This window comes from Massilia norwichensis (assembly GCF_024753245.1).
GTDB classification, from domain to species: domain Bacteria; phylum Pseudomonadota; class Gammaproteobacteria; order Burkholderiales; family Burkholderiaceae_D; genus Telluria; species Telluria norwichensis.
In genome coordinates this window covers 14879-36608 of record NZ_JANUGX010000037.1, presented here as the reverse complement: position 1 = coordinate 36608, position 21730 = coordinate 14879, and the positions used below count along the sequence as shown (strand labels likewise).

19 protein-coding genes are annotated in these 21730 nt (G+C 65.0%); 11 read left to right on the top strand and 8 right to left on the bottom strand.

Annotated features, from left to right (window positions below; all coding sequences use genetic code 11):
* The first annotated feature begins 5 nt into the window (after positions 1-5).
* A complete protein-coding gene (bfr, locus tag NX782_RS23435; protein ID WP_258847914.1) occupies positions 6-485 on the top strand; it encodes a bacterioferritin in 480 nt (159 codons plus the stop codon).
* Here the strand turns inward: bfr and NX782_RS23430 are convergent.
* Both NX782_RS23430 and NX782_RS23425 read right to left on the bottom strand, forming a co-directional pair.
* Positions 472-1422 carry a PfkB family carbohydrate kinase gene (locus NX782_RS23430; RefSeq protein WP_258847913.1) on the bottom strand — a complete coding sequence of 317 codons (951 nt, stop codon included), beginning with the start codon at positions 1420-1422 and terminating at the stop codon, positions 472-474. The two genes, bfr and NX782_RS23430, sit on opposite strands and share 14 nt — an antisense overlap.
* Before the next feature lie 11 nt (positions 1423-1433).
* The gene (locus NX782_RS23425) at positions 1434-2051 is read right to left on the bottom strand and encodes a glutathione S-transferase N-terminal domain-containing protein (RefSeq protein WP_258847912.1); all 618 of its coding nucleotides are present in this window, start codon (positions 2049-2051) and stop codon (positions 1434-1436) included.
* A gap of 162 nt (positions 2052-2213) precedes the next feature.
* Here NX782_RS23425 and purB point away from each other — a divergent pair, with 162 nt between their 5' ends.
* On the top strand, positions 2214-3593 hold the full coding sequence (gene purB / locus NX782_RS23420; protein ID WP_258847911.1) for an adenylosuccinate lyase: 1380 nt from the start codon (positions 2214-2216) through the stop codon (positions 3591-3593).
* 115 nt (positions 3594-3708) lie between these two features.
* Here purB and NX782_RS23415 read toward each other — a convergent pair whose 3' ends face one another.
* Positions 3709-5685 carry a TOL_0244 family TonB-dependent receptor gene (locus tag NX782_RS23415; RefSeq protein WP_258847910.1) on the bottom strand — a complete coding sequence of 659 codons (1977 nt, stop codon included), beginning with the start codon at positions 5683-5685 and terminating at the stop codon, positions 3709-3711.
* A 265-nt stretch (positions 5686-5950) separates the two neighbouring features.
* On the opposite strand from NX782_RS23415, the gene NX782_RS23410 reads away from it, so the two are divergent.
* Genes NX782_RS23410 through NX782_RS23400 form a run of 3 tightly spaced genes read left to right on the top strand, consistent with a single transcriptional unit; the run spans position 5951 to position 7684 of the window.
* The gene (locus NX782_RS23410; protein WP_258847909.1) at positions 5951-6502 is read left to right on the top strand and encodes a cytochrome b; all 552 of its coding nucleotides are present in this window, start codon (positions 5951-5953) and stop codon (positions 6500-6502) included.
* Positions 6503-6512: 10 nt separating this feature from the next.
* On the top strand, positions 6513-7067 hold the full coding sequence (locus tag NX782_RS23405; protein ID WP_258847908.1) for a YceI family protein: 555 nt from the start codon (positions 6513-6515) through the stop codon (positions 7065-7067).
* A gap of 44 nt (positions 7068-7111) precedes the next feature.
* The gene (locus NX782_RS23400) at positions 7112-7684 is read left to right on the top strand and encodes a YceI family protein (protein WP_258847907.1); all 573 of its coding nucleotides are present in this window, start codon (positions 7112-7114) and stop codon (positions 7682-7684) included.
* Between the two features lie 140 nt (positions 7685-7824).
* On the opposite strand, the gene NX782_RS23395 is transcribed toward NX782_RS23400, so the two are convergent.
* The gene (locus NX782_RS23395) at positions 7825-9306 is read right to left on the bottom strand and encodes a hypothetical protein (protein WP_258847906.1); all 1482 of its coding nucleotides are present in this window, start codon (positions 9304-9306) and stop codon (positions 7825-7827) included.
* A gap of 283 nt (positions 9307-9589) precedes the next feature.
* Here NX782_RS23395 and NX782_RS23390 point away from each other — a divergent pair, with 283 nt between their 5' ends.
* From NX782_RS23390 to NX782_RS23375, 4 genes are all read left to right on the top strand, one after another.
* Positions 9590-9859, top strand: a complete 270-nt coding sequence (locus NX782_RS23390; protein ID WP_020656446.1) for a GlsB/YeaQ/YmgE family stress response membrane protein — start codon at positions 9590-9592, stop codon at positions 9857-9859.
* Between the two features lie 72 nt (positions 9860-9931).
* Entirely contained in the window at positions 9932-11209 is a 1278-nt protein-coding gene (cls, locus tag NX782_RS23385; RefSeq protein WP_370661832.1) for a cardiolipin synthase, read from the top strand.
* A 103-nt stretch (positions 11210-11312) separates the two neighbouring features.
* Positions 11313-13472 carry a S46 family peptidase gene (locus NX782_RS23380; protein WP_258847905.1) on the top strand — a complete coding sequence of 720 codons (2160 nt, stop codon included), beginning with the start codon at positions 11313-11315 and terminating at the stop codon, positions 13470-13472.
* Between the two features lie 189 nt (positions 13473-13661).
* Positions 13662-14762, top strand: coding sequence for an NADH:flavin oxidoreductase/NADH oxidase (locus NX782_RS23375; RefSeq protein WP_258847904.1), 1101 nt, complete (start codon positions 13662-13664; stop codon positions 14760-14762).
* Positions 14763-15027: 265 nt separating this feature from the next.
* Here NX782_RS23375 and NX782_RS23370 read toward each other — a convergent pair whose 3' ends face one another.
* Positions 15028-16527 (bottom strand): APC family permease, encoded by a 1500-nt coding sequence (locus NX782_RS23370; protein ID WP_258847903.1) that lies wholly within the window; start codon positions 16525-16527, stop codon positions 15028-15030.
* Positions 16528-16686: 159 nt separating this feature from the next.
* Here NX782_RS23370 and NX782_RS23365 point away from each other — a divergent pair, with 159 nt between their 5' ends.
* A complete protein-coding gene (locus NX782_RS23365; RefSeq protein WP_258847902.1) occupies positions 16687-17172 on the top strand; it encodes an RrF2 family transcriptional regulator in 486 nt (161 codons plus the stop codon).
* Positions 17173-17263: 91 nt separating this feature from the next.
* Entirely contained in the window at positions 17264-18433 is a 1170-nt protein-coding gene (gene hmpA, locus NX782_RS23360) for an NO-inducible flavohemoprotein (RefSeq protein ID WP_258847901.1), read from the top strand.
* A gap of 97 nt (positions 18434-18530) precedes the next feature.
* Here hmpA and NX782_RS23355 read toward each other — a convergent pair whose 3' ends face one another.
* From NX782_RS23355 to NX782_RS23345, 3 genes are all read right to left on the bottom strand, one after another.
* Positions 18531-19394, bottom strand: coding sequence for a head GIN domain-containing protein (locus NX782_RS23355; RefSeq protein WP_258847899.1), 864 nt, complete (start codon positions 19392-19394; stop codon positions 18531-18533).
* Between the two features lie 125 nt (positions 19395-19519).
* Positions 19520-20635, bottom strand: a complete 1116-nt coding sequence (locus NX782_RS23350) for an NADH:flavin oxidoreductase/NADH oxidase (protein ID WP_258847898.1) — start codon at positions 20633-20635, stop codon at positions 19520-19522.
* A 95-nt stretch (positions 20636-20730) separates the two neighbouring features.
* Positions 20731-21729 carry a succinylglutamate desuccinylase gene (locus tag NX782_RS23345; protein ID WP_258847897.1) on the bottom strand — a complete coding sequence of 333 codons (999 nt, stop codon included), beginning with the start codon at positions 21727-21729 and terminating at the stop codon, positions 20731-20733.
* Position 21730: the final 1 nt, after the last annotated feature.

Below are 21730 nucleotides of genomic sequence, written 5' to 3'. Positions count from 1 at the left end.
GAACCATGAAGGGCGATCCGAACATCATCCGTGCGCTGAATGCGCAGCTGACCAACGAGCTTACCGCGATCAACCAGTACTTCCTGCATGCGCGCATGTACAAGCACTGGGGATTCACGCGCCTGGGCAAGAAGGAATACGACGAGTCGATCGGCGAGATGAAGCATGCCGACCGCCTGATCGACCGCATCCTGATGCTGGACGGCCTGCCCAACCTGCAGGCCCTGCACAAGCTCCTGATCGGTGAGTCGGCGCAGGAGATGCTGGAATGCGACCTGAAACTGGAGCGCGGCGCCCAGCAGTGCGTCAAGGACGGCATCGCAGCCTGTGAGGCGGCGCGCGATTACGTCTCACGCGACCTGCTGCTTGACATCCTGGAAGACACCGAGGAACACATCGAGTGGCTGGAGACCCAGCTCGACCTGATCGTCAAGGTGGGCCTGCAGAACTACCTGCAATCGCAGATGGATCCTAGCGAGATGTAAAGCTGGGCGCCGGCGTGCCTTCGCGCCAGCGATTGACCCATTTATCATAGAAGTTCAGGTCGCGCGGCACCGCGCCCGCGACCGCGCAGATCGCACCGGCGAATTCATTGGCGCGCGCCAGCGTCAGTTCGAGCGGCCAGCCGCGTGCGCGGCCCAGCAGGAAGATCGCGGAGAAGGCATCGCCCGCCCCCACCGTGTCGATCACGAAGGGCGGCGCCGGGGTGTCGCGGGTGGCAACCATGCCGCCGTCCGCCAGGAATACCACCGAGCCGCGGTGGCCCAGGGTCACGATCAGGGTCTCCAGGCTGAAGCGGTCCATCAGCGCGCGGCAGGCCGCGTGCACTTCTTCCGTCGACAGCGCCGCATCGTTCGGGCCGATCTGGAAATACCACTGGAACAGCGCCTGCAATTCCTCTTCGTTGACCTTGACGATGTCGGCCGCCTGCAAGGAGCGCGTGACGGTGGTCTCGACGTACTGCTCGGGCCGCAGGTTGAGGTCGAGGTAGCGCTTGGCCGGGCTTGCCTCGAGCACGGCTTGCAAGGCGGCGCGCGAGCGTTCCTCGCGCTGGGCCAGGGTACCGAAATAGACGACGCCGGCGTCGACCTTCGCCAGGCAGGCGGTGGCGCTTGCCGCGTCGATGAAGTCGTAGGCCTGGCGCGGCAGGATGCGGAAGCGGTGGCCCTGGCCGATGCGCTCGACCACCACGCGGCCGGTCTCTTCCATCGGATCCAGCTGCAGGCCGGCGTCGTTCATCGCGAAGCGCTCGAACTCGCCGCGCACGGCCTGGCCGTTGCGGTCGCGTCCGATGCGCGTGATCATCAGGGCCGGCTCCATGAAGGCGGCCAGGTGGCGCGCGACGTTAAAAGGCGCGCCGCCCACCACCTGCTCGGTCGGGAATTCGTCGACCAGCGCTTCGCCGAAGACGACCGTGGTCACGGCGCGCCCGTTCACGCGGGGACCACCGGCACCGTATCCTTGAAGGACTGGCGCTCGGACAGCTTGTCGAACAGGCGCGCCAGGTTCGGATGCTCGTCGCGCCAGGCGATGGCCGGGAAGCGCAGCAGCAGCCAGCCCAGCATGCAGCCGACCGCGACGTCGGCCAAGGTGTAATGGATCCCCATGCAGAACGGCTGCTCGCCGAGGTTATCGGACATGACCTGCAGGCCGGCGCGCACCTTGCCCATCTGGCGCTCGATCCAGGCCGGGCTTTGCAGCTCGGCGGGGCGCTGGGTGCGCTCCAGGTAGGCCAGCACGGCGGCATCGGCAACACCATCGGCCAGCGCCTCCCAGACCTTGACGTTGGCGCGGTCGCGGCTGTTGGCCGGCAGCAGCTTGCAAACCGGCGTGAGTGTGTCGAGGTACTCGGCGATCACGCGCGAGTCGTACATGGCGCTGCCGTCTTCCATGACCAGGCAAGGCACCTTGCCGAGCGGGTTGGATGCCGAAATCTTCGTGTCCGGCGACCAGACGTTTTCCAGCTCGAACACGTAGTCGAGCTTCTTCTCTGCCAACACGACGCGCACCTTGCGCACATAGGGACTGGTGACAGAACCGATGAGTTTCATAAATGCTCAGATTAGGGGAGTGGCTGACAGTATAGCATCGGCCTCCCTGTGCAATATCGGTCGAGGAAGGCATGCAACGCCGGCAAAATGACACTTGACAAACGCCGGCCCGCGCCGACTTCGGATGGTAAAATCGCGCTTTTGCATCCATCCCTTCCTGCCATGACTTCTACCGCCTCCTCCTCCACCCTGTCGGCCCTGTCCCCGCTGGACGGCCGCTACGCCGCCAAGACCGACAAGCTGCGCCCCATCCTGTCGGAAGCCGGTTTCATGCACCACCGCGTGAAGGTGGAGATCGCCTGGCTGCAGGCGCTGTCGCAGGCCGGCTTTGCCGAACTCAAGCCGTTCTCGAACGAAGCCAATGCCCTGCTCGACCGGCTGGGCGCCGCGTTCTCGGACCTTGACGCCGCCCGCATCAAGGAAATCGAAGCCGTCACCAACCACGACGTCAAGGCGGTCGAATACTGGCTGAAGGAGAAGGTCAAGGATGTGCCGGAACTGGTCGCGGCCAGCGAATTCATCCACTTTGCGTGCACCTCGGAAGACATCAACAACACCTCGCACGGCATGATGCTGAAAGCGGCGCGCGACGGCGTGATGTTGCCGGCCCTGCAAGCCATCATTAACAAGCTCACCGAGATCGCGCACGCCAACGCCGAGCTGCCGATGCTGTCGCGCACCCACGGCCAGACCGCCAGCCCGACCACCCTGGGTAAAGAGTTCGCCAACGTCGTCGCGCGCCTGCAGCGCGCCGTCAAGCGCATCGAGGGCGTCGAGATCCTCGGCAAGATGAACGGTGCAGTCGGCAACTACAACGCCCATCTGTCCGCCTATCCGTCCTTCGACTGGCCGGCGTTCAGCAAGAACGTGATCGAGCAGCGGCTTGGCTTGACCTTCAATCCGTACACCATCCAGATCGAGCCGCACGACTACATGGCCGAACTGTTCGACGCCATTTCGCGCACCAACACCATCCTGCTGGACCTGAACCGCGACATCTGGACCTACGTCTCGCTGGGCTACTTCAAGCAGAAGCTGAAGGCCGGCGAGATCGGTTCGTCGACCATGCCGCACAAGGTCAACCCGATCGACTTCGAGAACTCGGAAGGCAACCTGGGCCTGGCCAATTCGGTGCTGCGCCACATGGCGGACAAGCTGCCGGTCTCGCGCATGCAGCGCGACCTGACCGACTCCACGGTCCTGCGCAACATCGGCGTCGGTTTTGGCTACGCGCTGCTGGCCTACGACAGCTGCCTGCGCGGCCTGAACAAGCTGGAAGTGAACCCGCAGCGCCTGGCGCAAGACCTGGACGCAAACTGGGAAGTGCTGGCCGAGCCGGTGCAGACCGTGATGCGCCGCTACGGCATCGCCAACCCCTACGAACAGCTGAAGGAACTCACCCGCGGCAAAGGCATCACCCGCGAAGCGCTGCAAGAGTTCATCACCGGCCTGGCGGTGCCGCAGGAAGCCAAGGACCTGATGCTGGCGATGACGCCCGCAAACTACACGGGTCTGGCGGCGCAGCTGGCGAAGGCGATTTAATTACCTCGTCGCCCCGCGCTTGCTCCGTCGCCCCCGCGCAGGCGGGGGCCCAAGTTTTGCGTGAGCTATCGAAACGCAAGCAAACCTGGGTTCCCGCGTTCGCGGGAACGACGATTCAGCGCTGCCACACCAGCTTGATCCCCAGGGTCCGCGGCACCTCGGCGCGGACCTGCTCTGCCCCGTACTCCCCATGGCCGCCGTTCAGGTTGGCCCCGATCACCGACAAGGCCATGCCCGGCGCGAAACGCCAGCCGAAGCGCAGGTCGACTGCCGTGTAGCCCGGTACCGCGGGCCGTCCGGTCGCGCCGACACGGCGCACCGCCAGTTCCAGCTCGCGCGTGCTGTCGAAGGCATAGTTGGAACGCAGCTGGGCCGTGTAGGCCGGGTCGGCGCCGGTGGTTGCCACGCTGCCGGCGTCGCGGCTGCCCGGCTTCAGGCTGAAGCGCTCGCGCAACGCGGTGGCGCCGGCCGACAGGCGCCAGGCATCGCTCATCTGGTAGCTGGCCCAGGCCTCGATGCCGTGCGCCCTGCCGTTCATCTGGTTGCCGAACTCGATCGTGCCCTGGCTGCTCAGATCCTGGGTGCGCAGGTGGTCGTACAAATTGCGATACAGGGTCACCGAATACGACAAGTCCTGCCCAACCTGGCCGCGGTAGCCCAGCTCGAATACACGCGCCACCTCGGCGCGCACGCGCGGGCCGCCGGCCAGCAGGAAGGGCGGTACGCCGGGAATGTAAGCGTCGACATCCAGGCGCGAAGGCGCGCGCACGGTGCGCGACCAGGCGCTCCACAGCGAGTGCGCCGGCGAGACGCGCCAGGACAGGCGCAGGGTCGGCAGGAACTCCGCGCCGGTATATGGGTTGCGCTCGTAGCGTGCACCCGCGGTCAGGCGCAGGTTGTCGCGCAGCGCGATCTCGTCCTGGGCAAACAGGCTGGCCCAGGTCTGCCTGTCCTTGGCCGGCAGGAAGGCCACGAAGCGGCTGTTGGTGACATGGTCCCAGTTGTAGCGGTATTCGCCGCCCCAGACGATGCTGTGCGCGCCAATGGTTGGCAACGAATGCTGGAGCTGGATATCGGCGATGTCGACCGCGTCCGTGAGGGTCGGCGGCACCTGGCGGTAGCGGTAGTCGTAATAGGCCTGGGCGCTGAAGCTGCCGCCGCCTTCCAACGCACGCTCCCAGCGTCCGCTCAGGTTGACGCCACGCGTGTGGATATCGTCGATGCCGGCGCTGGCGCCCGGCGCCGCGATCGCGCCCGGCGCCGGCTGGCCCTGGTGTCCGCGCCAGGCATTGCCGTTCACGCTGAAGCGGTCGTTGCCGCGCTCCCAATCGCTGCGAAATCCGATCTGCCCCTGGTCCCAGGCATCGTCGATGGCTTGGCCGGTACGCAGTTCGCTGCGCCCGATCCCGAACACCTTGCCATAGACGCGCCAGCTATGGTCTGCGCCGCCGGCGCCATGGCGGAAGGCGGCCTGGGCACCGTCGCTGTCGCCGCGCAGCACCAGCAGGTCGCCCTGGGTATCGGCGGCATGACGGGTGGTGATGTTGATGACGCCGGACACCGCGTTCACGCCCCACAAGGTGCCGCCCGGACCGCTGATCACCTCGATGCGCTCGACGTCTTCCAGCATCACGTCGGGCTCGTCCCAGAACACGCCCGAAAACAGCGGCGAATACACGGAGCGGCCGTCGATCATGACCAGCAGTTTGTTGGCCGGGCTGTTGCTGGTGCCGTTCATGCCGCGCGCCGAGATGTAATAGCCGGTGTTGTTTGCGCGCGCCACCTGCAGGTTGGGCGCCAGGCGCAGCGCCTCGGGCAGGCTGCGGCTGCCGGCGCGGCGAATGTCGTCGGCGGTGATCACGAACACCGAGGCCGGCGCATCCTGCAGGCGCTCGTGGCGCTTGGACACCGAGGTCACGTCGATGTTCGCCAGTTCCTCGATCGACAGGTCGGCGAATTCCGTCTGCCGCTCATCCGAACGCTTGCTGTCCGCGCGCTCGCCCGCCACGGCGCAGCTGGCCGTGGCCATCCCCAGCATCAGCAGCAGGCGGGGTAGGAAGGGCACGCGGTCGGGCGCAGACGATCTCAGCATTTTTTTTCGGAAATTTGCATATCCGGCAGTTATCATTTTTAAATCGATCTCGTCAACATTTTACCTTCGACCTCCTTTTGGGCACTGTGCCGGGCGCTCTAGCGTGCGCCGCTTGGGGGTTCGCGAGGGATTGTGCCGCCAGCTGAACAATGTTATCCGTTTCCCTGTCTTCCTCCTGCCGGATGGAATCGTTAAAGTAGGGGAATCAATACAGCAACTATTTTGCTAAGATCGCATTCCAACAAGAACATATTCCGGAGACAGCATGCAGGCTCAGCAACAGGAACGCTACACCACGACCGCGATCGTGCTGCACTGGCTGATCGCCGTGCTGATCGTGGGCGCGTTCACGCTCGGCCTGGTGATGACGGACATGCCCGGCTTTTCGCCGACCAAGCTGCGCTACTATTCCTGGCACAAATGGGCCGGCGTGACGGTGCTGCTGCTGGCCGCCTTGCGCCTGCTGTGGCGCCTGAAGAACCGCCCGCCGGCACTCTCGGCCGCCATGCCCGCGTGGCAGCGCGGCGCGGCGCATGGCCTGCACCATTTGCTGTACGTGCTGCTGTTCGCGGTGCCGCTGTCCGGTTACTTCTACACGCTGGCCTCGGGCTTTCCGGTGGTGTACTTCGGCCTGTTCCAGTTGCCGGTCCTGATCGCCAAGGATCCGGCGCTGGCAGAAACCCTGAAAGGGGTGCACTACTGGCTGAACATGCTGCTCGCCGCGCTGGTGGCCTTGCACGTGCTGGCCGCCCTCAAGCACCAGCTCATCGACCGCGACGGCACCATGCGCCGCATGCTGCCCGGCCGTTCCCATTGAAGGAGAAAACATGAAACCGACCCGTGCCTTTCTAAGCAGCGCCCTCCTCGGCATCGCCCTGATCGCGAATGCCGTCCCGCTCAAGACCGACCTCGCCCGCAGCAGCGTCTCGGCCGTGTTCAAGCAGATGAACGTGCCGGTCGAATCGAGTTTTAAACGCTTCGATGCCCGGATCGACTACGACGCCGCCCACCCCGAGAAAGCCAGTGCGCGCGTCGATATCGACACCGCCAGCTTCGACATGGGCCAGGCCGACTACAACAAGGAAATCGCAAAGAAGGAATGGTTCAACTCGGCCCAGTTCCCGAAGGCGAGCTTCGTGTCCTCGTCGATCAAGCCGGCCGGCGCCGGCAAGCTGGCCGTCAGCGGCAAGCTGACCATCAAGGGCAAGACGCAAGATGTCAGCTTCCCGCTCAGCGTGAAGCTTGATGCCGGCAAGCAGGTATTCGAAGGCCAGCTGCCAATCAAGCGCCTGGCCTTCAATGTCGGCGAAGGCGAGTGGAAAGATACGAGCATGGTCGCCGACGAAGTCGTCATCAAGTTCCGCGTGGCCGCGGGACAGTAATCACATCAATCAAGCAGTCTCACTCAACCCAAGGGAACCGTCTCATGAAACTGAAGAACCTCAGCATCGCCCTGCTGGCTGCCGTCTGCGCAACCGGCGCCTTCGCCGCCGACACTTACAAGATCGATCCGAACCATACTTACCCGAGCTTCGAGGCCGATCACTTCGGTGGCCTGTCGACCTGGCGCGGCAAGTTCAACAAGACCGAGGGTGACATCATCGTCGACCGCGCGGCCAAGACCGGCAGCGTCGACATCACCATCGACGCCACCACCATCGACTTCGGCCATCAGAAGATGAACGATCATGCCAAGGGCGCGGACATGTTCGATGTCGCCAAATTCCCGACCGCGACCTACAAGGGCAAGCTGGTGTTCAAGGGTGACGTGCCGGCCAGCGTCGACGGCCAACTGACCCTGCACGGCGTCACCAAGCCGGTGACCCTCACCATCAACAAGTTCAAGTGCATCCAGCACCCGATGCTGAAGCGTGAAGTGTGCGGCGCCGACGCCTCGGCCACCTTCAACCGCAGCGACTTCGGCGTTGCCTACGGCACCCAGATGGGCTTCAATCCGGAAGTGCGCCTGGCGATTCAGGTCGAAGCCGTCAAGCAGTAATGTCTTGATTGTAGGGCAGGCGCGGCCGGCGTAGGCTCGCCGAGCCCACGTTAAAAAACCCCGGCACCGCAAGGCGCCGGGGTTTTTATTTGGGGGCACGTAAATCAGTCCCCCGGACTGATTTACCCCACCCTAGCTATTTAGATGCTGCTGCGGCGGTGCTCGACGCGGTCCCAGGCGGAACGGCTGGCCGACTTGGCCTGGTCCCAGGTCAGGCGCGAGTTGCCCTTCACGCGATCCCATTCGTCGGCCATGTGCGGCTCGGCCAGGTCGTAGGACGGGAAGCGGCCCGAGTTGTTGTAGCCCAGGGCGTAGGCCGGCGAGTAGTCGTCGTAGGTGTAGCCCGGGGTGTAGTGCGACTGGGTCTGGTAGTTGGTGCGCCAGTAGTTGTCTTCCTCGGTCGGGTTGACCAGGTGGCCGGCACCCTTGCCGACCATGCCGCCGGCGATGCCGCCGATGGCTGCGCCGGCTGCCGCGCCGATCGGACCGCCGACGGCGCCGATGGCCGCACCGGTAGCCGCACCGCCGCCCACGCCGACGCCGCCGGCCAGGTTGTGCTCATGCAGTTGGTCGCCCGGTTTCGGGTTCACGACTTCGGCCGCGCCCTTGCCGGCCATGTCGCCGGCAATGCCGCCGGCGACCGCGCCAGCCACCGCGCCGATCGGGCCGGCTGCGGCACCGATCGCAGCGCCAGCCATGGCGCCACCGGCAGCGCCGGTGCCCTGGGCCAGGTTGTGCTCATGCAGGCGGTCTTCCGAATGCGGGTTCACGACTTCGCCCGCGCCGCGGCCTGCCGCGCCGCCGGCCAGGCCGCCGATCGCTGCGCCGGCAGCCATGCCGACCGGACCTGCCACTGCACCGGCAGCGGCGCCCATTGCGGCACCGGCGCCTGCGCCGACGCCCTTGGCCATGTAGTGTTCACCCAGGTCATCGCCCGGTTTCGGGTTCACGACTTCGCCGGCGCCCTTGCCGGCCATGCCGCCGGCGATGCCGCCGATGGCTGCACCAGCCAGCGTGCCGATCGGACCTGCGGCCGAGCCGATGCCGGCGCCCACGGCAGCACCTGCGGCGGCGCCGATGCCGGTGCCGATCACGTGCGAACCGCCGTTGTCGGTGAACGAGCGCTGGATGTGCTCGACGTCTTCGTCGTTACGCGGGGTCACGCCCATCACGATGCCGCCCTGGTTGATGCCTTCTTCATAGTGCTTGACGCGCTCTTCCGGAATGCCGGCGCCGATCAGTGCGCCGATCAGGCCGCCGGTGATGCCGCCTGCGCCTGCACCGGCCAGCGCTGCTGCCAGCGGACCGGCAACGACCAGGCCTGCGCCCGGGATCACCAGGCTGGTGCCCAGTGCCGCCACGCCGGCCAGCACGGCGCCGATGGTGCCGCCGATACCTGCACCGACGCCGGCGCCTTCGGCTGCCTTGCTGCCGAGTTCAGTTTCGGTGTCGTTGAAATGGGTTTTGCGGGTCGAGTCCGACATCATCAGGTTGACGTCGTCCTTGGTGTAGCCGCGGGTCGAGATGGAGTGATAAGCGCGTTCGGCGCTGGCGCGGTCCGGGAACAGGCCGGTGACCATGCGGTTCTGATTGTTCTTGGTGGTGGTGTCGTAGCTGCTCATGGTGTGTCCTCTCAAGGTCAGTGTGCTAAGCACATATTGCGTCTGGAGTGATGCAAATTTGGTAATGCGAGTGGATCAACGGTACGCCTGCCCAGCAGTGCGCTTCTGTTCGCTGACGCACGGTACATGCACCATTCCACCGATCAACAGAACACTGCCGCACTTTGCGCGTCTAACGTTCGTTGCCGCACCGACCCGGGTACGTACGCATCACTAGACTTTGCCCATGGCCTCGGCAATCAATTGGCCTGGAGTATGTTTTCCAACTTGAGGAGGAATCAACATGTTATTCATTATCTGGATCGTCGTCGGTGGTATTCTCGGCTGGCTCGCCAGCATGGTCATGAAGACGGACGCTGAACAAGGCATGATTTTGAATGTCGTGGTCGGTATTGTTGGCGCCTTCCTGGGTGGCTGGCTGCTGTCGCCGCTGTTTGGCTCCGGCACCATCAACTCCGATGACTTCAGCGTTTCGTCCCTGCTGGTTTCCTTCCTGGGCGCAGTCATCCTGCTGGCCATCGTGAACCTGCTGCGTCGCGGTCGTGTTCGCTAAGAAGTGAAGTACGCTTGTTAAAACCAACGCTCGTACAGCGTTGGTTTTTTTTTGCCTTTTATTTGCCTGCCCATGCGACCAAAACGTTCTGTCGTTGCTCTCATCGCCTGCATTGCCACCCTGGTGGCCGGCTTGCTGGCGCTGAATTTCATGCCGACGGAGAAAAAAATCGAGACCCAGCTGACCCGCCTGTACGACACCGACGACCCGCAATTCCGCCGCTCCCTTGGCGTGCTGCTCGGTCCGCCGCTGGTCGAAGGCAACAAGGTCGAGGTCCTGCTCAACGGCGACCAGATCTTCCCCGCCATGCTGAAGGCGATCCGCGAAGCGAAAAAGACGATCACCTTCGAAACCTATATCTATTGGTCGGAATCGATCGGCAAGGAATTCGCCGATGCGCTGGCCGAACGCGCGCGCGCCGGCGTCAAGGTACACCTGATGCTCGACTACATCGGCAGCCTGAAAATGGACAACGCCTCGATGGACGAGCTGAAACAAGCCGGCGTGCAGCTGCACCGCTACCACAAGCCGGTGTGGTGGAAGCTGGCGCGCCTGAACAACCGCACCCACCGCAAGCTGCTGGTCGTCGACGGCCGCATCGGCTTTACCGGCGGCGTCGGCATCGCCGACAAATGGCGTGGCCGCGGCCAGGACGAGGATCACTGGCGCGACACCCATTTCCGCGTCGAGGGTCCGGTGGTCGGCCAGATGCAGGCCGTGTTCAACGATAACTGGACCAAGGCCACCGGCGTGGTGCTGGACGGCGAGGATTATTTCCCAGCCCTGAGCGCGCAAGGCGATTCGCCGGCCCAGATGTTCTCGAGTTCCATCACCGGCGGCGGCGAGAGCATGCACCTGATGTACCTGATGGCGATCACCGCGGCGCGCCGCACGATCCACCTGTCGAACTCCTATTTCGTACCGGACGAGCTGGCGGTCAAGGCCCTGGTCGCGGCAGCCAAGCGCGGGGTCGACGTGCGCATCATCACCCCCGGCAAGATCATCGATTCGGACGTGGTGCGCGCCGCCTCGCGCGAGCGCTGGGGCGAGCTGCTCAGGGCCGGCGTCAAGATGGCCGAGTACCAGCCGACCATGTACCACGTGAAGGCGCTGGTGGTCGACTCGCTGCTGGTGTCGGTCGGCTCGACCAACTTCGACAACCGCTCCTTCAGCCTGAACGACGAAGCCAACCTGAACGTGCTCGACCCGAAATTCGCGAAGGAGCAGGAAGCGATCTTCGAACAGGACTGGCTGCGCGCCAAGCCGGTCTCGCTGCAGCAGTGGCAGAACCGCCCGCTGCACGACAAGGCGGCCGGCAAACTGGCCGACCTGGTGGGGGCGCAGCTGTAATAACGCGGGAAAATAGAGGTTGACGGTCTTTTTTGACATACGCATACTGTCGCGAGCTCTTCGGAGCCCCCGTGGAGACCGACTTACCCAACGACAGACGCGCATGAAAAAAACCCTCTTATCGCTCGCCATCCTGACCAGCTTCGCCGCACAAGCCGACGAAGGCATGTGGATGCCGCAGCAGCTGCCACAAGTAGCCAAGCAACTGAAAGCCGCCGGCCTCAAGCTCGACCCGGCGACCCTGACCAAACTGACCGAATTCCCGGCCGGCGCCATCGTGAGCCTGGGTGGCTGCTCGGCGTCCTTCGTCTCGCCGCAGGGTCTGGTCATCACCAACCACCACTGCGTCTACAACAGCGTGGCGATCAACTCGACCCCGCAGCGCGACCTGCTCGCCAACGGCTTCCTGGCCAAGACCCTGGACGAGGAACTGCCGGCCGCGCCGGGCAGCCGCGTGTTCGTGACCGAGGAAGTCACCAACGTCAGCAACCGCGTCGTCACTCCGGAAGTCGCCAAGCTGACCGGCAAGGCGCGCGTGGACGCGATGGAAAAGAACCAGAAGGCGCTGGTGGCCGAGTGCGAAAAAGATCCAGGCTACCGCTGCACGGTGCCGAGCTTCTACGGCGGCCTCGAGTTCTACCGCATCAAGCAGCTGGAAATCCGCGACGTGCGCCTGGTGCACGCACCGCCGTCGGGCGTGGGTAAATTCGGCGGCGACACCGACAACTGGATGTGGCCGCGCCACACCGGCGACTACGGCTTCTACCGCGCCTACGTCAGCAAGGATGGCAAGGCCGCCGAGTTCTCGAAGGACAACGTGCCCTACCAGCCGAAGCACGTCCTCAAGATCGCCAAGGAAGGCGTCAAGGAAGGCGACTTCATCATGGCCATGGGCTACCCGGGCCGTACCAACCGCCACCGCCTGCCGTCGGAAGTGGCGTTTACCTTCGACTGGAACTACCCGGCCTTCGTGAAGGCATCGGGCGAGACCCTGGCCATCATCGAGCGCGAGACCAAGAACGATCCGGCCGCCAAGCTGAAATACGCCGGCCAGGTCGCAGGCGTCAACAACTACTACAAGAACCGCAAGGGCATGATCGCCAGCTACGAAGGCAGCGACATCCTGGCGCGCAAGACCGCCGAGCACAATGCCCTGAAGGCCTGGGTCAACGCCAGCCCGCAGCGCAAGGCCGAATTCGGCGCCGACATCGAGTCCGTCGAAAAGCTGATCGCCGAACGCGACGCGAATACCAAGCGCGAGTTCTTCCTGTCCTACTCGACCCCGCGCTTCCTGAACTCGGCGCGCGCCCTGTACCGCCTGGCCAACGAGCGCACCAAGCCGGACGCCGATCGCAAGTCGGGCTACCAGGAACGCGACCTGCCGCGCCTGACCTCGAGCATCACCGGCCAGGACCGCACCTACGACGAGAAGGTCGACAAGGCGCTGGTGCTGAACTTCCTGAAGCAGTACAGCGCGCAGCCGGCCAATGAGCACAACGTCGCCTTCGACAACGCCCTCGGCATCAAGCCGGGCATGAACGAAGCCGAGCTGAAGGCCGCGCTGGACAAGCTGTACGCCGGTTCGCAGCTGGCCAACAAGGACTTCCGCGTCCAGTGGCTGAACAAGTCGCCGGCCGAGTTCCAGGCCTCGAACGATGCCTTCATCAAGGCCGCCGTCGCCCTGTACGACGCCGACCGCAAGGATGAAGCCCAGGAAGAGGAACTGGGCGGTAACATCCAGAAGGCCTACGCCAGCTACATGAAGGCCAAGATCGCCTACATGAACAGCAAAGGTCAGGCGGTCTACCCGGACGCCAACTCGACCCTGCGCGTGACCTTCGGTAACGTCAAGGGCCGCGAGTACGGCGCCGACGGCACCGGTTCCTGGACCGCCTTCACCACCGTGAAGGGCGTGGTTGCCAAGCACACCGGCGAAGGCGAATTCAACGCTCCGGAAAAGCAGCTGGCCGCGATCCGCGCCAAGGATTTCGGCAAGTATGCCGATCCGAAGCTGAAGACCGTGCCGGTCGACTACCTGGCAACGCTGGACATCACCGGCGGCAATTCGGGTTCGGCTGCGCTGAACGCGAAGGCCGAGCTGATCGGCCTGGCCTTCGACGGCACCCTGGACTCGATCATCTCGGACTGGGACTTCAACAAGGCCGCCACGCGCGACATCCAGGTCGACATCCGCTACATCCTGTGGAACATGGAGAAGGTGGATCACGCCGACAACCTGCTGAAGGAAATGGGCGTCAAGTAAGCGCCTGCCTGCCTTGCGGGCGCCTGCGGGCGCCCGTCGACAAAGCCACGCCGCCGCAAGCCGCGTGGCTTTTTTATTCACGCAGCCATCCCGGCGTTTTGGGGGCTCGCCAGCAAGACTCATGCGTAACGCATATACTGATCGACCCGCCGCGGCATGGACCGCGGCCAGATTATCGATCAGGAAACCATGTCAGCCTTATTCTCCCCCTTCAAACTCAAGGATCTCACCCTACGCAACCGCATCGCCGTGCCGCCGATGTGCCAGTACCGCGCGAACGACGGTTTCGTCAACGAATGGCACCAGACCCACTACGCCGGCATCGCGCGCGGCGGCGCCGGCCTGGTGATCGTCGAAGCGACCGCGGTGTCGCCGGAAGGCCGCATCACCCCGGGTTGCGCCGGCCTGTGGAATGACGCCCAGGTCGAAGGCATGGCCCATATCGCCGCCCGCATCAAGGCTGCCGGCGCGGTTGCCGGCATCCAGATCGGCCACGCCGGCCGCAAGGCCAGCGCCAACCGTCCGTGGGAAGGCGACGACCACATCCCTTCCGACGACGCCTACGGCTGGGACACCATCGCCCCGTCGGCAATCGCCTTCGGCCACCACCTGCCGAAAACGCCGAAGGAGATGACGCTCGACGACATCGCCCGCGTGAAAGCCGATTTCGTGGCTGCCGCCAAGCGCGCGCTGGCCGCCGGCTTCGAATGGCTGGAACTGCACTTTGCCCACGGCTACCTGGGCCAGAGCTTCTTCTCCGCGCACTCGAACCAGCGCACCGACCAGTACGGCGGCGACTTCACGGGCCGCAGCCGCTTCCTGCTCGAGACCCTGGAAGCCGTGCGGGAAGTCTGGCCGCAGAACCTGCCGCTGACGGCGCGCTTCGGCGTCATCGAGTACGACGGCCAGGACGAACAGACCCTGAACGAGTCGATCGAACTGGTGCGCATGATGCGTGCGCGCGGCCTGGACATGCTGAGCGTGAGCGTCGGCTTCACCATCGCCGAGGTTAACATCCCCTGGGGCCCGGCCTTCCTGGGTTCGGTCGCCAAGCGCGTGCGTGAAGAAGCCGGCCTGCCGGTGGCCTCGGCCTGGGGCTTTGACGGTCCGCAGCTGGCCGAACGCGCGGTGGCGGACGAGCAGCTCGACCTGGTGATGGTCGGCCGCGCCCACCTGGCGAATCCGCACTACCCGCTGCAGGCCGCGCAAGAACTGGGCATCGAGCGCCCGACCTGGGTGCTGCCGGCGCCGTATGCGCACTGGCTGGAACGCTACCGCATGCAGAAGTAAGCACGTCGTCCCCGCGAACGCACGTCGTCCCCGCGAACACACGTCGTCCCCGCGGAAAACATGTCGTCCCCGCGCAGGCGGGGACCCAAGTTCAGCGCAAGAATCCCGCGCAAACAAAAAGCCGCGTACTTATCAAGGTACGCGGCTTTTTCATTGGTGCGGCCTTGGTTCAGGCAACTTGGGTTCCCGCCTTCGCGGGAACGACGTGTGTTCGCGGGGACGACGTGTGTTCGCGGGGACGACGTGTGTTCGCGGGAATGACGGGTTAGTGGGTCAACTCGCTCGCCTGCGCGCCCGCCTTGTTCAGGCGGCTGTTACGCAAACCGTAACCAAAGTAGGTCAGGATCGCCACCAGCATCCATACTGCGAACACGGTATAGGTGACGTGCGACAGGCCGAACACCAGGTACAGGCAGGCCAGGATCGACAGGCCAGGCACCAGGTAGGGACCGAAGGGCACGCGGAATCCCTTGCGGCCGTTGCTGCTGTCCTTGCCTTGCTTGCGGCGAATCACCGGCACCGCGATCGAAACCACGATGAAGGCCACCAGGGTGCCCATGCTGACCATGTCCCACAGGAAGGTGGCGTCGACCAGGCCGGCCACGATGCCCACGACGACGCAGACGATCAGGGTATTCGCCACCGGCGACTGGGTGCGTGGATTCACCTTCTGGAAGGCCTTCGGGATCAAGCCGTCGCGCGAGATCGCATACAGGATACGGGTCTGGCCGTAGATCGTTACCAGGGTCACCGAGAACACCGAGATGACCGCGCCGGCCGACAGCACCAGCGCCGGCCAGGCCTGGCCGGTCACGTTCTGCAGGATCACAGCAAGGCCGGCTTCCTGTCCTTCGAACATGTGAGCCGGCTGCGCGCCCATCGCGGCAATCGCCACCAGCATGTAGAACACGGTCACGATGACCAGGGCCGCCAGAATACCGAGCGGCACGTCGCGGGTCGGATTGCGGGTTTCCTCGCCGGCGGTAGCGATGGTGTCGATGCCGATGAAGGAGAAGAACACGGTGCCGGCAGCCGCCGTGACGCCGGCCATGCCGCCCGCGCTATGGCTGTTCGCGTCCGAGAAGAAGGGGTGGAAGTTGTTGATGTCAAAGCCGGTCAGGGCGATCGCCGCGAAGAACACGAGGATCGCCAGCTTGATGCAGACCATGATGGCATTCGTGGTCGCGGATTCCTTGGTGCCGCGGATGAGCAGGATGCCGCATAACACCACCAGCAGGATGGGCGGCAGGTTGATGTGGTCGGCGTGCAGCTCGATGCCGTTCTTGCCCGAGACGATCATCGGTGAACGCAGCGCGTCCGGAATCTGCCAGCCGATCGCGTTCTGCAGGAAGTTATTCAGGTAATCGGACCAGCCGATCGCGGTGGCGCTGGCGGCCAGGCCATATTCAAGCAGCAGGCAGGCGGCGACGATGAAGGCGGCGAACTCACCCACCGTGGCATAAGCGAAGGAGTAGGACGAGCCGGAGGCCGGCACGCGGTCCGCCAGTTCCGCGTAGCACAGCGCGGTCAGGCCAGCGGTGATTGCCGCCAGCAGGAAGGACAGCACGACCGCCGGGCCCGCTTTCGGCACCGCTTCGACCATGGTGAAGAAGATGCCGGTGCCGATGGTGGCGCCGACGCCGATCATGGTCAGCGGGAACAGACCGAGCGTACGGCCGAGGCCGCCACCATGCGCAGACGCCTCGGAGAGCTTGCGCTCGGACGTCTTGGTTCTAAACAGCTTCTGGCCCAATGTCTGATTCACGGCGTGTCCTCTGATCGCACTTCCAAAGCTTGCGATTATAGGGCCAGTTGCAGCCCGCTTATAGATAACAATTTGCAATGCTCGGAAAAAATACTTTCCTTAAAGATGCATTTTTGATGCAGCTTTAGTAGAATACGCCCGTAACGACAAGGACCATCAATGCGCCTCACCCGTTTCTCTGATATTGGCTTGCGCGTGCTCATTTATCTCGAGCGCGCCGGTGAACGCGTGCACCCGGTGACGGTGGCCGAGATCGGCAGCCAGTTCGACATTCCGCTGAACCACCTGGTGAAAGTGGTCGGGCAACTGGCCAAGCTGGGCTGGATCAAGGCGACCCGCGGACGCAATGGCGGCCTGCGCCTGCTGGCCGACCCCACCCTGCTGACCATCGGCCAGGTGCTGCGCAAGCTGGAAGGCGAAGAGGAGGAATTGGTCGATTGCGAAGGCACCAGTTGCGCCCTGAAACTCGACTGCCAGCTGCGTGGCATGCTGCGCGCCGGGATGCGTGCCTTTTATGAAGCCATGGACCGCTACACGCTGGCGCAGGCCACCGCAGGTGCAACCGGCGAACAGGTGATCCGCATGCACAAGATGTTCTGGAGCGGCACGCCGGCGGCAAGCGGCCCGGCTGCCAGCGTTGAATAGAAGTAAGTACTAGCTTTTGATTGCAGCCCGTGCGCGGGCATTTTTTTGACATTTAAATCTGCATTTGAAATGCAGCAATAAGGATGAGATCATGATTTCCGACGCTTCCCGCCCCTACATCGATGCCAGCGTGCCAGTCCTGCGCGAGCACGGCCTGACCATCACCAAGCTGTTCTACCAGAACATGCTGGCGGCGCACCCTGAGCTGACCCGCATATTCAATATGGGCAACCAGGCGAGCGGGGCGCAGCAGCAGTCGCTGGCATCGGCGGTGTTCGCGTATGCCGCCAACATCGGCAACCCGGGCGCGCTGGGACCGGTGGTCAAGCGCATCGTCCACAAGCACGTCTCGCTCGGCATCCGCGCCGAGCACTACCCGATCGTCGGCCATCACCTGCTGGGGGCGATCGCCACGACGCTGGGCGATGCCGCAACCCAGCCGCTGCTGGACGCGTGGAAGGAAGCTTATGGTTCGCTGGCCAAGCTGCTGATCGAAGCCGAAGCCGAGATGTACAGCACCGCCGGCATCGAGCCGGGCGAGACCCGTCCGATGCGCGTGACGGACCTTGTGCGTGAGAGCGAGAACGTGACCTCGTTCCGTCTTGTGCCGGCCGATGGCAAGCCGCTGCCGGCCTTCCAGGCCGGCCAGTACGTCAGCGTCGCGGTCGACCTGCCGGATGGGCGCCACCAGCTGCGCCAGTACAGCCTCTCGGATACGCCAGGACTGGACAGCTGGCGCATCTCGGTCAAGCGCGAAGACGGCGCCGGCACCCCGGCCGGCATGGTCTCGCACTGGCTGCACCAGAACGTGCAGATCGGTTCGATCCTCCAGGTCTCGCACCCGTTCGGCGAGTTCACCCCGGATACCGAAGACGAACAGCCTATCGTGCTGCTGTCGGCCGGCGTCGGCATCACGCCGATGGTATCGAGCCTGAAACGCATCGCCGCCGTGCATCCGCAGCGCCGCGTGATCTTCGCCCATGCGGCCCGCGACGCTGCCCACCATGCGCTGCGCGCCGAGGTCGAGGCGCTGCAGGCCACGATGCCGAACCTGTCGGTGGTGACCTTCTACGAAGATGTGGAGGGCCGGATGGACGTGGCCAAGCTGCCGGCCTGGCCGCGCGAGGAAGCGAATGTGTGGCTGTGCGGCCCGCACAAGTTCATGCAGGCGCAGTGGCTGGCCCTGCTGCACGCCGGTGTGCCGCCGGCGCGTCTGCACCGCGAGGTGTTCGGGCCGGAGCTGCTCGATCACCTTTTGTAAATCGGCGCTGCTGTCACATCACGCGTGGGCACTGGGTGCCCACCCTACGTTATCGGATGCATCCGTAGGGTGGGCACCCCGTGCCCACGCTCTCACATCAATTCAACATTTGCACGTGGTTGCCGCTCACCGAGCGCTGCCCCGGGTTGCCGTACACGCGGATGCCGCCCGAGCCGCCGTTCTGCGCAATCAAGGATTGCTGCACATTGGCCGTGATGCCGCCCGAGCCCGATGACGAGAGGTCGGCCTGGTCGCTGGTCAGCCTGCTCAAGTCGAGATGGCCGGAACCGTTCGCACGCGCCGTCAGCGAGCGCACCGCCCCGCCGACGCGCAGCTGGCCCGAGCCGCTCAGGCTGACGATCGCGTAGTCGCCGCGCACCTGGCCGACCTCCATGCGGCCGGAGCCGGTCATGGCCAGTTTGGCGCTGGCGCTTTCCAGGCGGGCGGCGTCGACGCTGCCGGAACCGTTGTTCTCGGCTTCCAGGCTTGCCATCCGGCCGGACAGGGCCACGCTGCCCGAACCGTTGCGGCGCAGGGTCAGCGGCGCACCCGCCAGGCCGTCCACCGCGATGCGGCCGGAGCCGTTCTGGCGCAGGTCGGTCAGGCGCGGCACCGTGTAAATCACGCGCACCGGATTGCGGCTGCGGTAGGAGCGGTCGGTATAGATATTGAGGATGTCGCCGCGCACGTCGGTGCGCACCAGCGGCAGCAGGTTGCTGTCGGCTTCCACCACCAGCGAGGTGGCCGGGCCGACGCGCACGTCGACGACGATGGAACCGTTGACGTCCAGGCCATTCACGGTGCCGATCATGCGCTGGTCGCGCCCGGCGATGCCGTCGCCGTCGACCACGCTATTGTTGAACGGGGTCCGGACCTGGTAGTCCCCATCGGCGCCGGGAGCGACGACGATGGCACAGCCGCCGAGGGCGGCGAGGCAGGCGATGGCGATCAGGGTACGCATGGTTGGTGACCTTTCCTGTTTTGAGATGATTCACTCTAACAAGCGAGGCGCCCGCCATCCCGCGTCTTGCGACAAACTGCAGGAAATGCGGAACGAACGGCGCGTATGCCTGACCAGTACGCTGCTTACCGCTGCCCCAGCCGCGTATCGCCGAACAGGTTCTTGAACTCGTGCGGCTGCGAGCGCCAGTACTGCGGCGGCGCGCTGACGCTGGCGCCCAGTTCGGCCGCCGCATGCCAGGGCCAGCGCGGGTCGTACAGCATCGCGCGCGCCAGCGCCACCATGTCGGCCTGGCCGGTCTGGATGATGGTCTCGGCCTGCTTGGCTTCCGTGATCAGGCCGACGCCGATGACCGGCATGCCGGTCTGCTGCTTGATCCGCGCCGCGAACTCGATCTGGTAGCCGGGGCCGACCGGGATCTTCTGCTTCGGCGACAGCCCGCCGCTCGAGACGTGGATGAACTGGCAGCCGCGCTTTTCCAGCTCGGCGGTGAGCACCTGGCTTTGCTCCAGGTCCCAGCCGCCCTCGACCCAGTCGGTGGCCGAGATACGCATGCCGACCACCATCTCCGGCGCCACCTCGGCGCGGATCGCCTCGAACACCTCGAGCGGAAAGCGCATGCGGTTCTCGAGCGAGCCGCCGTAATCGTCGGTGCGCTGGTTGGACAGCGGCGACAGGAACTGGTGCAACAGGTAGCCGTGGGCGCCGTGGATCTCGATCGCGTCCAGGCCCAGCGCATCGGCACGGCGCGCGGCGGCCACGAAGCCTTCCTTGACGCGCTGCAGACCCTCGGCATCGAGCGCCAGCGGCACGGTTTCGCCCTCCGCATGCGGCAGCGGCGACGGCGCGACGGTTTGCCAGCCGCGCTGGTGGTCGGGCGGGATGTTGGCGCCGCCCTGCCACGGCACTTCGCTCGACGCCTTGCGGCCGGCGTGTCCCAGCTGGATGGCGATCTTGATCGGCGAGTGCTTGCGCATGGCATTGATGACCGGCTCGAGCGAGGCCGCGTGCTCGTCGGACCACAGGCCCAGGTCGTCGGGCGAGATGCGCCCATCCTCGGTGACGGCGGTGGCTTCGATGATCAGGAGGCCGGCGCCGGACAGGGCGAGGTGGCCGAGGTGGATCATGTGCCAGTCGGTGGCGTGGCCTGCCTCGGCCGAGTATTGGCACATCGGGGCGATGGCGATCCGGTTGGGCAACTCGAGTGGCCCTAGCTTGATCGGAGAAAACAGCATGCTCATGGTAAAACTCCCGTTCGGTAAATGTGGTGGGCACGGGGTGCCCACCCTACGATATGTTGTACCGGTAGGGTGGGCACCCCGTGCCCACGTCACGATTATTGTGCCCGAACGACCATGATCCCGGCGCGCAGACCCACACGCACGTCCGGATTGGGAAACACGACGAATTCCTCGTCATGCTGGACGGTGTAGACGGTATCGCCGTCGGTGGCGATCGTCTCGCCCTTCTTGAGAGGCGTGAAGTTCTCGGTGTCGCGGCCGAAGCTCATCCTGAAACCATCGGACAGCTTCATGATCGACTGCGCCGTGTTGAACACCAGCGGCGCCTTCCCTTCCGGCGCCGGCAGGCCACGCAGCAGCGCATGCAGCGCAGCGCTCATCGCCGCGAACTGCGACAAATCGTTCTGCCCCAGCGTGCCGATGCGGCCCAGCTCCACCGTGGTGCCGGCGGCGCCATGGCGTTCGGCGGTCCAGTACGAATAGGTACCGGCCGACTTCGGGTTCATGATGACGGCTTCGATGCCGCCCTGCCCCAGCCATTCGATCAGCCGGGTGCGCGGCGCATCGGGAATCAGCTCCGGCACGATCGCGAACTTCGGATAGCGCGAAGCGCGGATCGCCGTGTGCAGGTCGAGGTGCCAGCGCTGCGGACCGGCGCCGTCGAAGAAATCGCGTGTCGCCTGGATCAGCGTATCCGCCCGGCCGGCCTCGAAGGTGCCGGCCAGGTCGCCACGATCGAGGCGGAACATGCGATTCAGGTCGGCGTCGATGAAACGCTTGCCGGCGGCGATCGCATCGATGTTCCCGACGCACAGCATCAGGTCCACCTGCAGCTCGTGCGGCGCACGCGACAGCGCATCGACCGCGTGCGCCACCATCTCGATCGGCCCGGTCTCGTCGCCGTGCACGCCCACCGACAGCAGCACGCTTGCGCGCCCGGTGTCAGCCTGCGCGCTCTTCACGGTCAGCACGCCCCTGGCGGGCAGGCCGACCGTGAAGCCGGCGGCGCGGAACAGATCGGCCACCTGACCGAAATCGGCCTGGGCCAGGGCCCGTACCGATTCCGGCAGTGCTTCGAACGAAGCGTCGCTCATC

What these genes read in the sequence shown, in the direction of transcription:
- NX782_RS23355 (WP_258847899.1), bottom strand. Translation starts at nt 19,394, where the DNA reads ATGCGTACCCTGATCGCCATCGCCTGCCTCGCCGCCCTCGGCGGCTGT.
- NX782_RS23395 (WP_258847906.1), bottom strand. Translation starts at nt 9,306, where the DNA reads ATGAGCAGCTACGACACCACCACCAAGAACAATCAGAACCGCATGGTC.
- cls (WP_370661832.1), top strand. Translation starts at nt 9,932, where the DNA reads ATGCGACCAAAACGTTCTGTCGTTGCTCTCATCGCCTGCATTGCCACC.
- NX782_RS23410 (WP_258847909.1), top strand. Translation starts at nt 5,951, where the DNA reads ATGCAGGCTCAGCAACAGGAACGCTACACCACGACCGCGATCGTGCTG.
- NX782_RS23390 (WP_020656446.1), top strand. Translation starts at nt 9,590, where the DNA reads ATGTTATTCATTATCTGGATCGTCGTCGGTGGTATTCTCGGCTGGCTC.
- NX782_RS23415 (WP_258847910.1), bottom strand. Translation starts at nt 5,685, where the DNA reads ATGCTGAGATCGTCTGCGCCCGACCGCGTGCCCTTCCTACCCCGCCTG.
- NX782_RS23350 (WP_258847898.1), bottom strand. Translation starts at nt 20,635, where the DNA reads ATGAGCATGCTGTTTTCTCCGATCAAGCTAGGGCCACTCGAGTTGCCC.
- NX782_RS23425 (WP_258847912.1), bottom strand. Translation starts at nt 2,051, where the DNA reads ATGAAACTCATCGGTTCTGTCACCAGTCCCTATGTGCGCAAGGTGCGC.
- hmpA (WP_258847901.1), top strand. Translation starts at nt 17,264, where the DNA reads ATGATTTCCGACGCTTCCCGCCCCTACATCGATGCCAGCGTGCCAGTC.
- NX782_RS23400 (WP_258847907.1), top strand. Translation starts at nt 7,112, where the DNA reads ATGAAACTGAAGAACCTCAGCATCGCCCTGCTGGCTGCCGTCTGCGCA.
- NX782_RS23405 (WP_258847908.1), top strand. Translation starts at nt 6,513, where the DNA reads ATGAAACCGACCCGTGCCTTTCTAAGCAGCGCCCTCCTCGGCATCGCC.
- NX782_RS23380 (WP_258847905.1), top strand. Translation starts at nt 11,313, where the DNA reads ATGAAAAAAACCCTCTTATCGCTCGCCATCCTGACCAGCTTCGCCGCA.
- NX782_RS23375 (WP_258847904.1), top strand. Translation starts at nt 13,662, where the DNA reads ATGTCAGCCTTATTCTCCCCCTTCAAACTCAAGGATCTCACCCTACGC.
- NX782_RS23365 (WP_258847902.1), top strand. Translation starts at nt 16,687, where the DNA reads ATGCGCCTCACCCGTTTCTCTGATATTGGCTTGCGCGTGCTCATTTAT.
- bfr (WP_258847914.1), top strand. Translation starts at nt 6, where the DNA reads ATGAAGGGCGATCCGAACATCATCCGTGCGCTGAATGCGCAGCTGACC.
- NX782_RS23345 (WP_258847897.1), bottom strand. Translation starts at nt 21,729, where the DNA reads ATGAGCGACGCTTCGTTCGAAGCACTGCCGGAATCGGTACGGGCCCTG.
- purB (WP_258847911.1), top strand. Translation starts at nt 2,214, where the DNA reads ATGACTTCTACCGCCTCCTCCTCCACCCTGTCGGCCCTGTCCCCGCTG.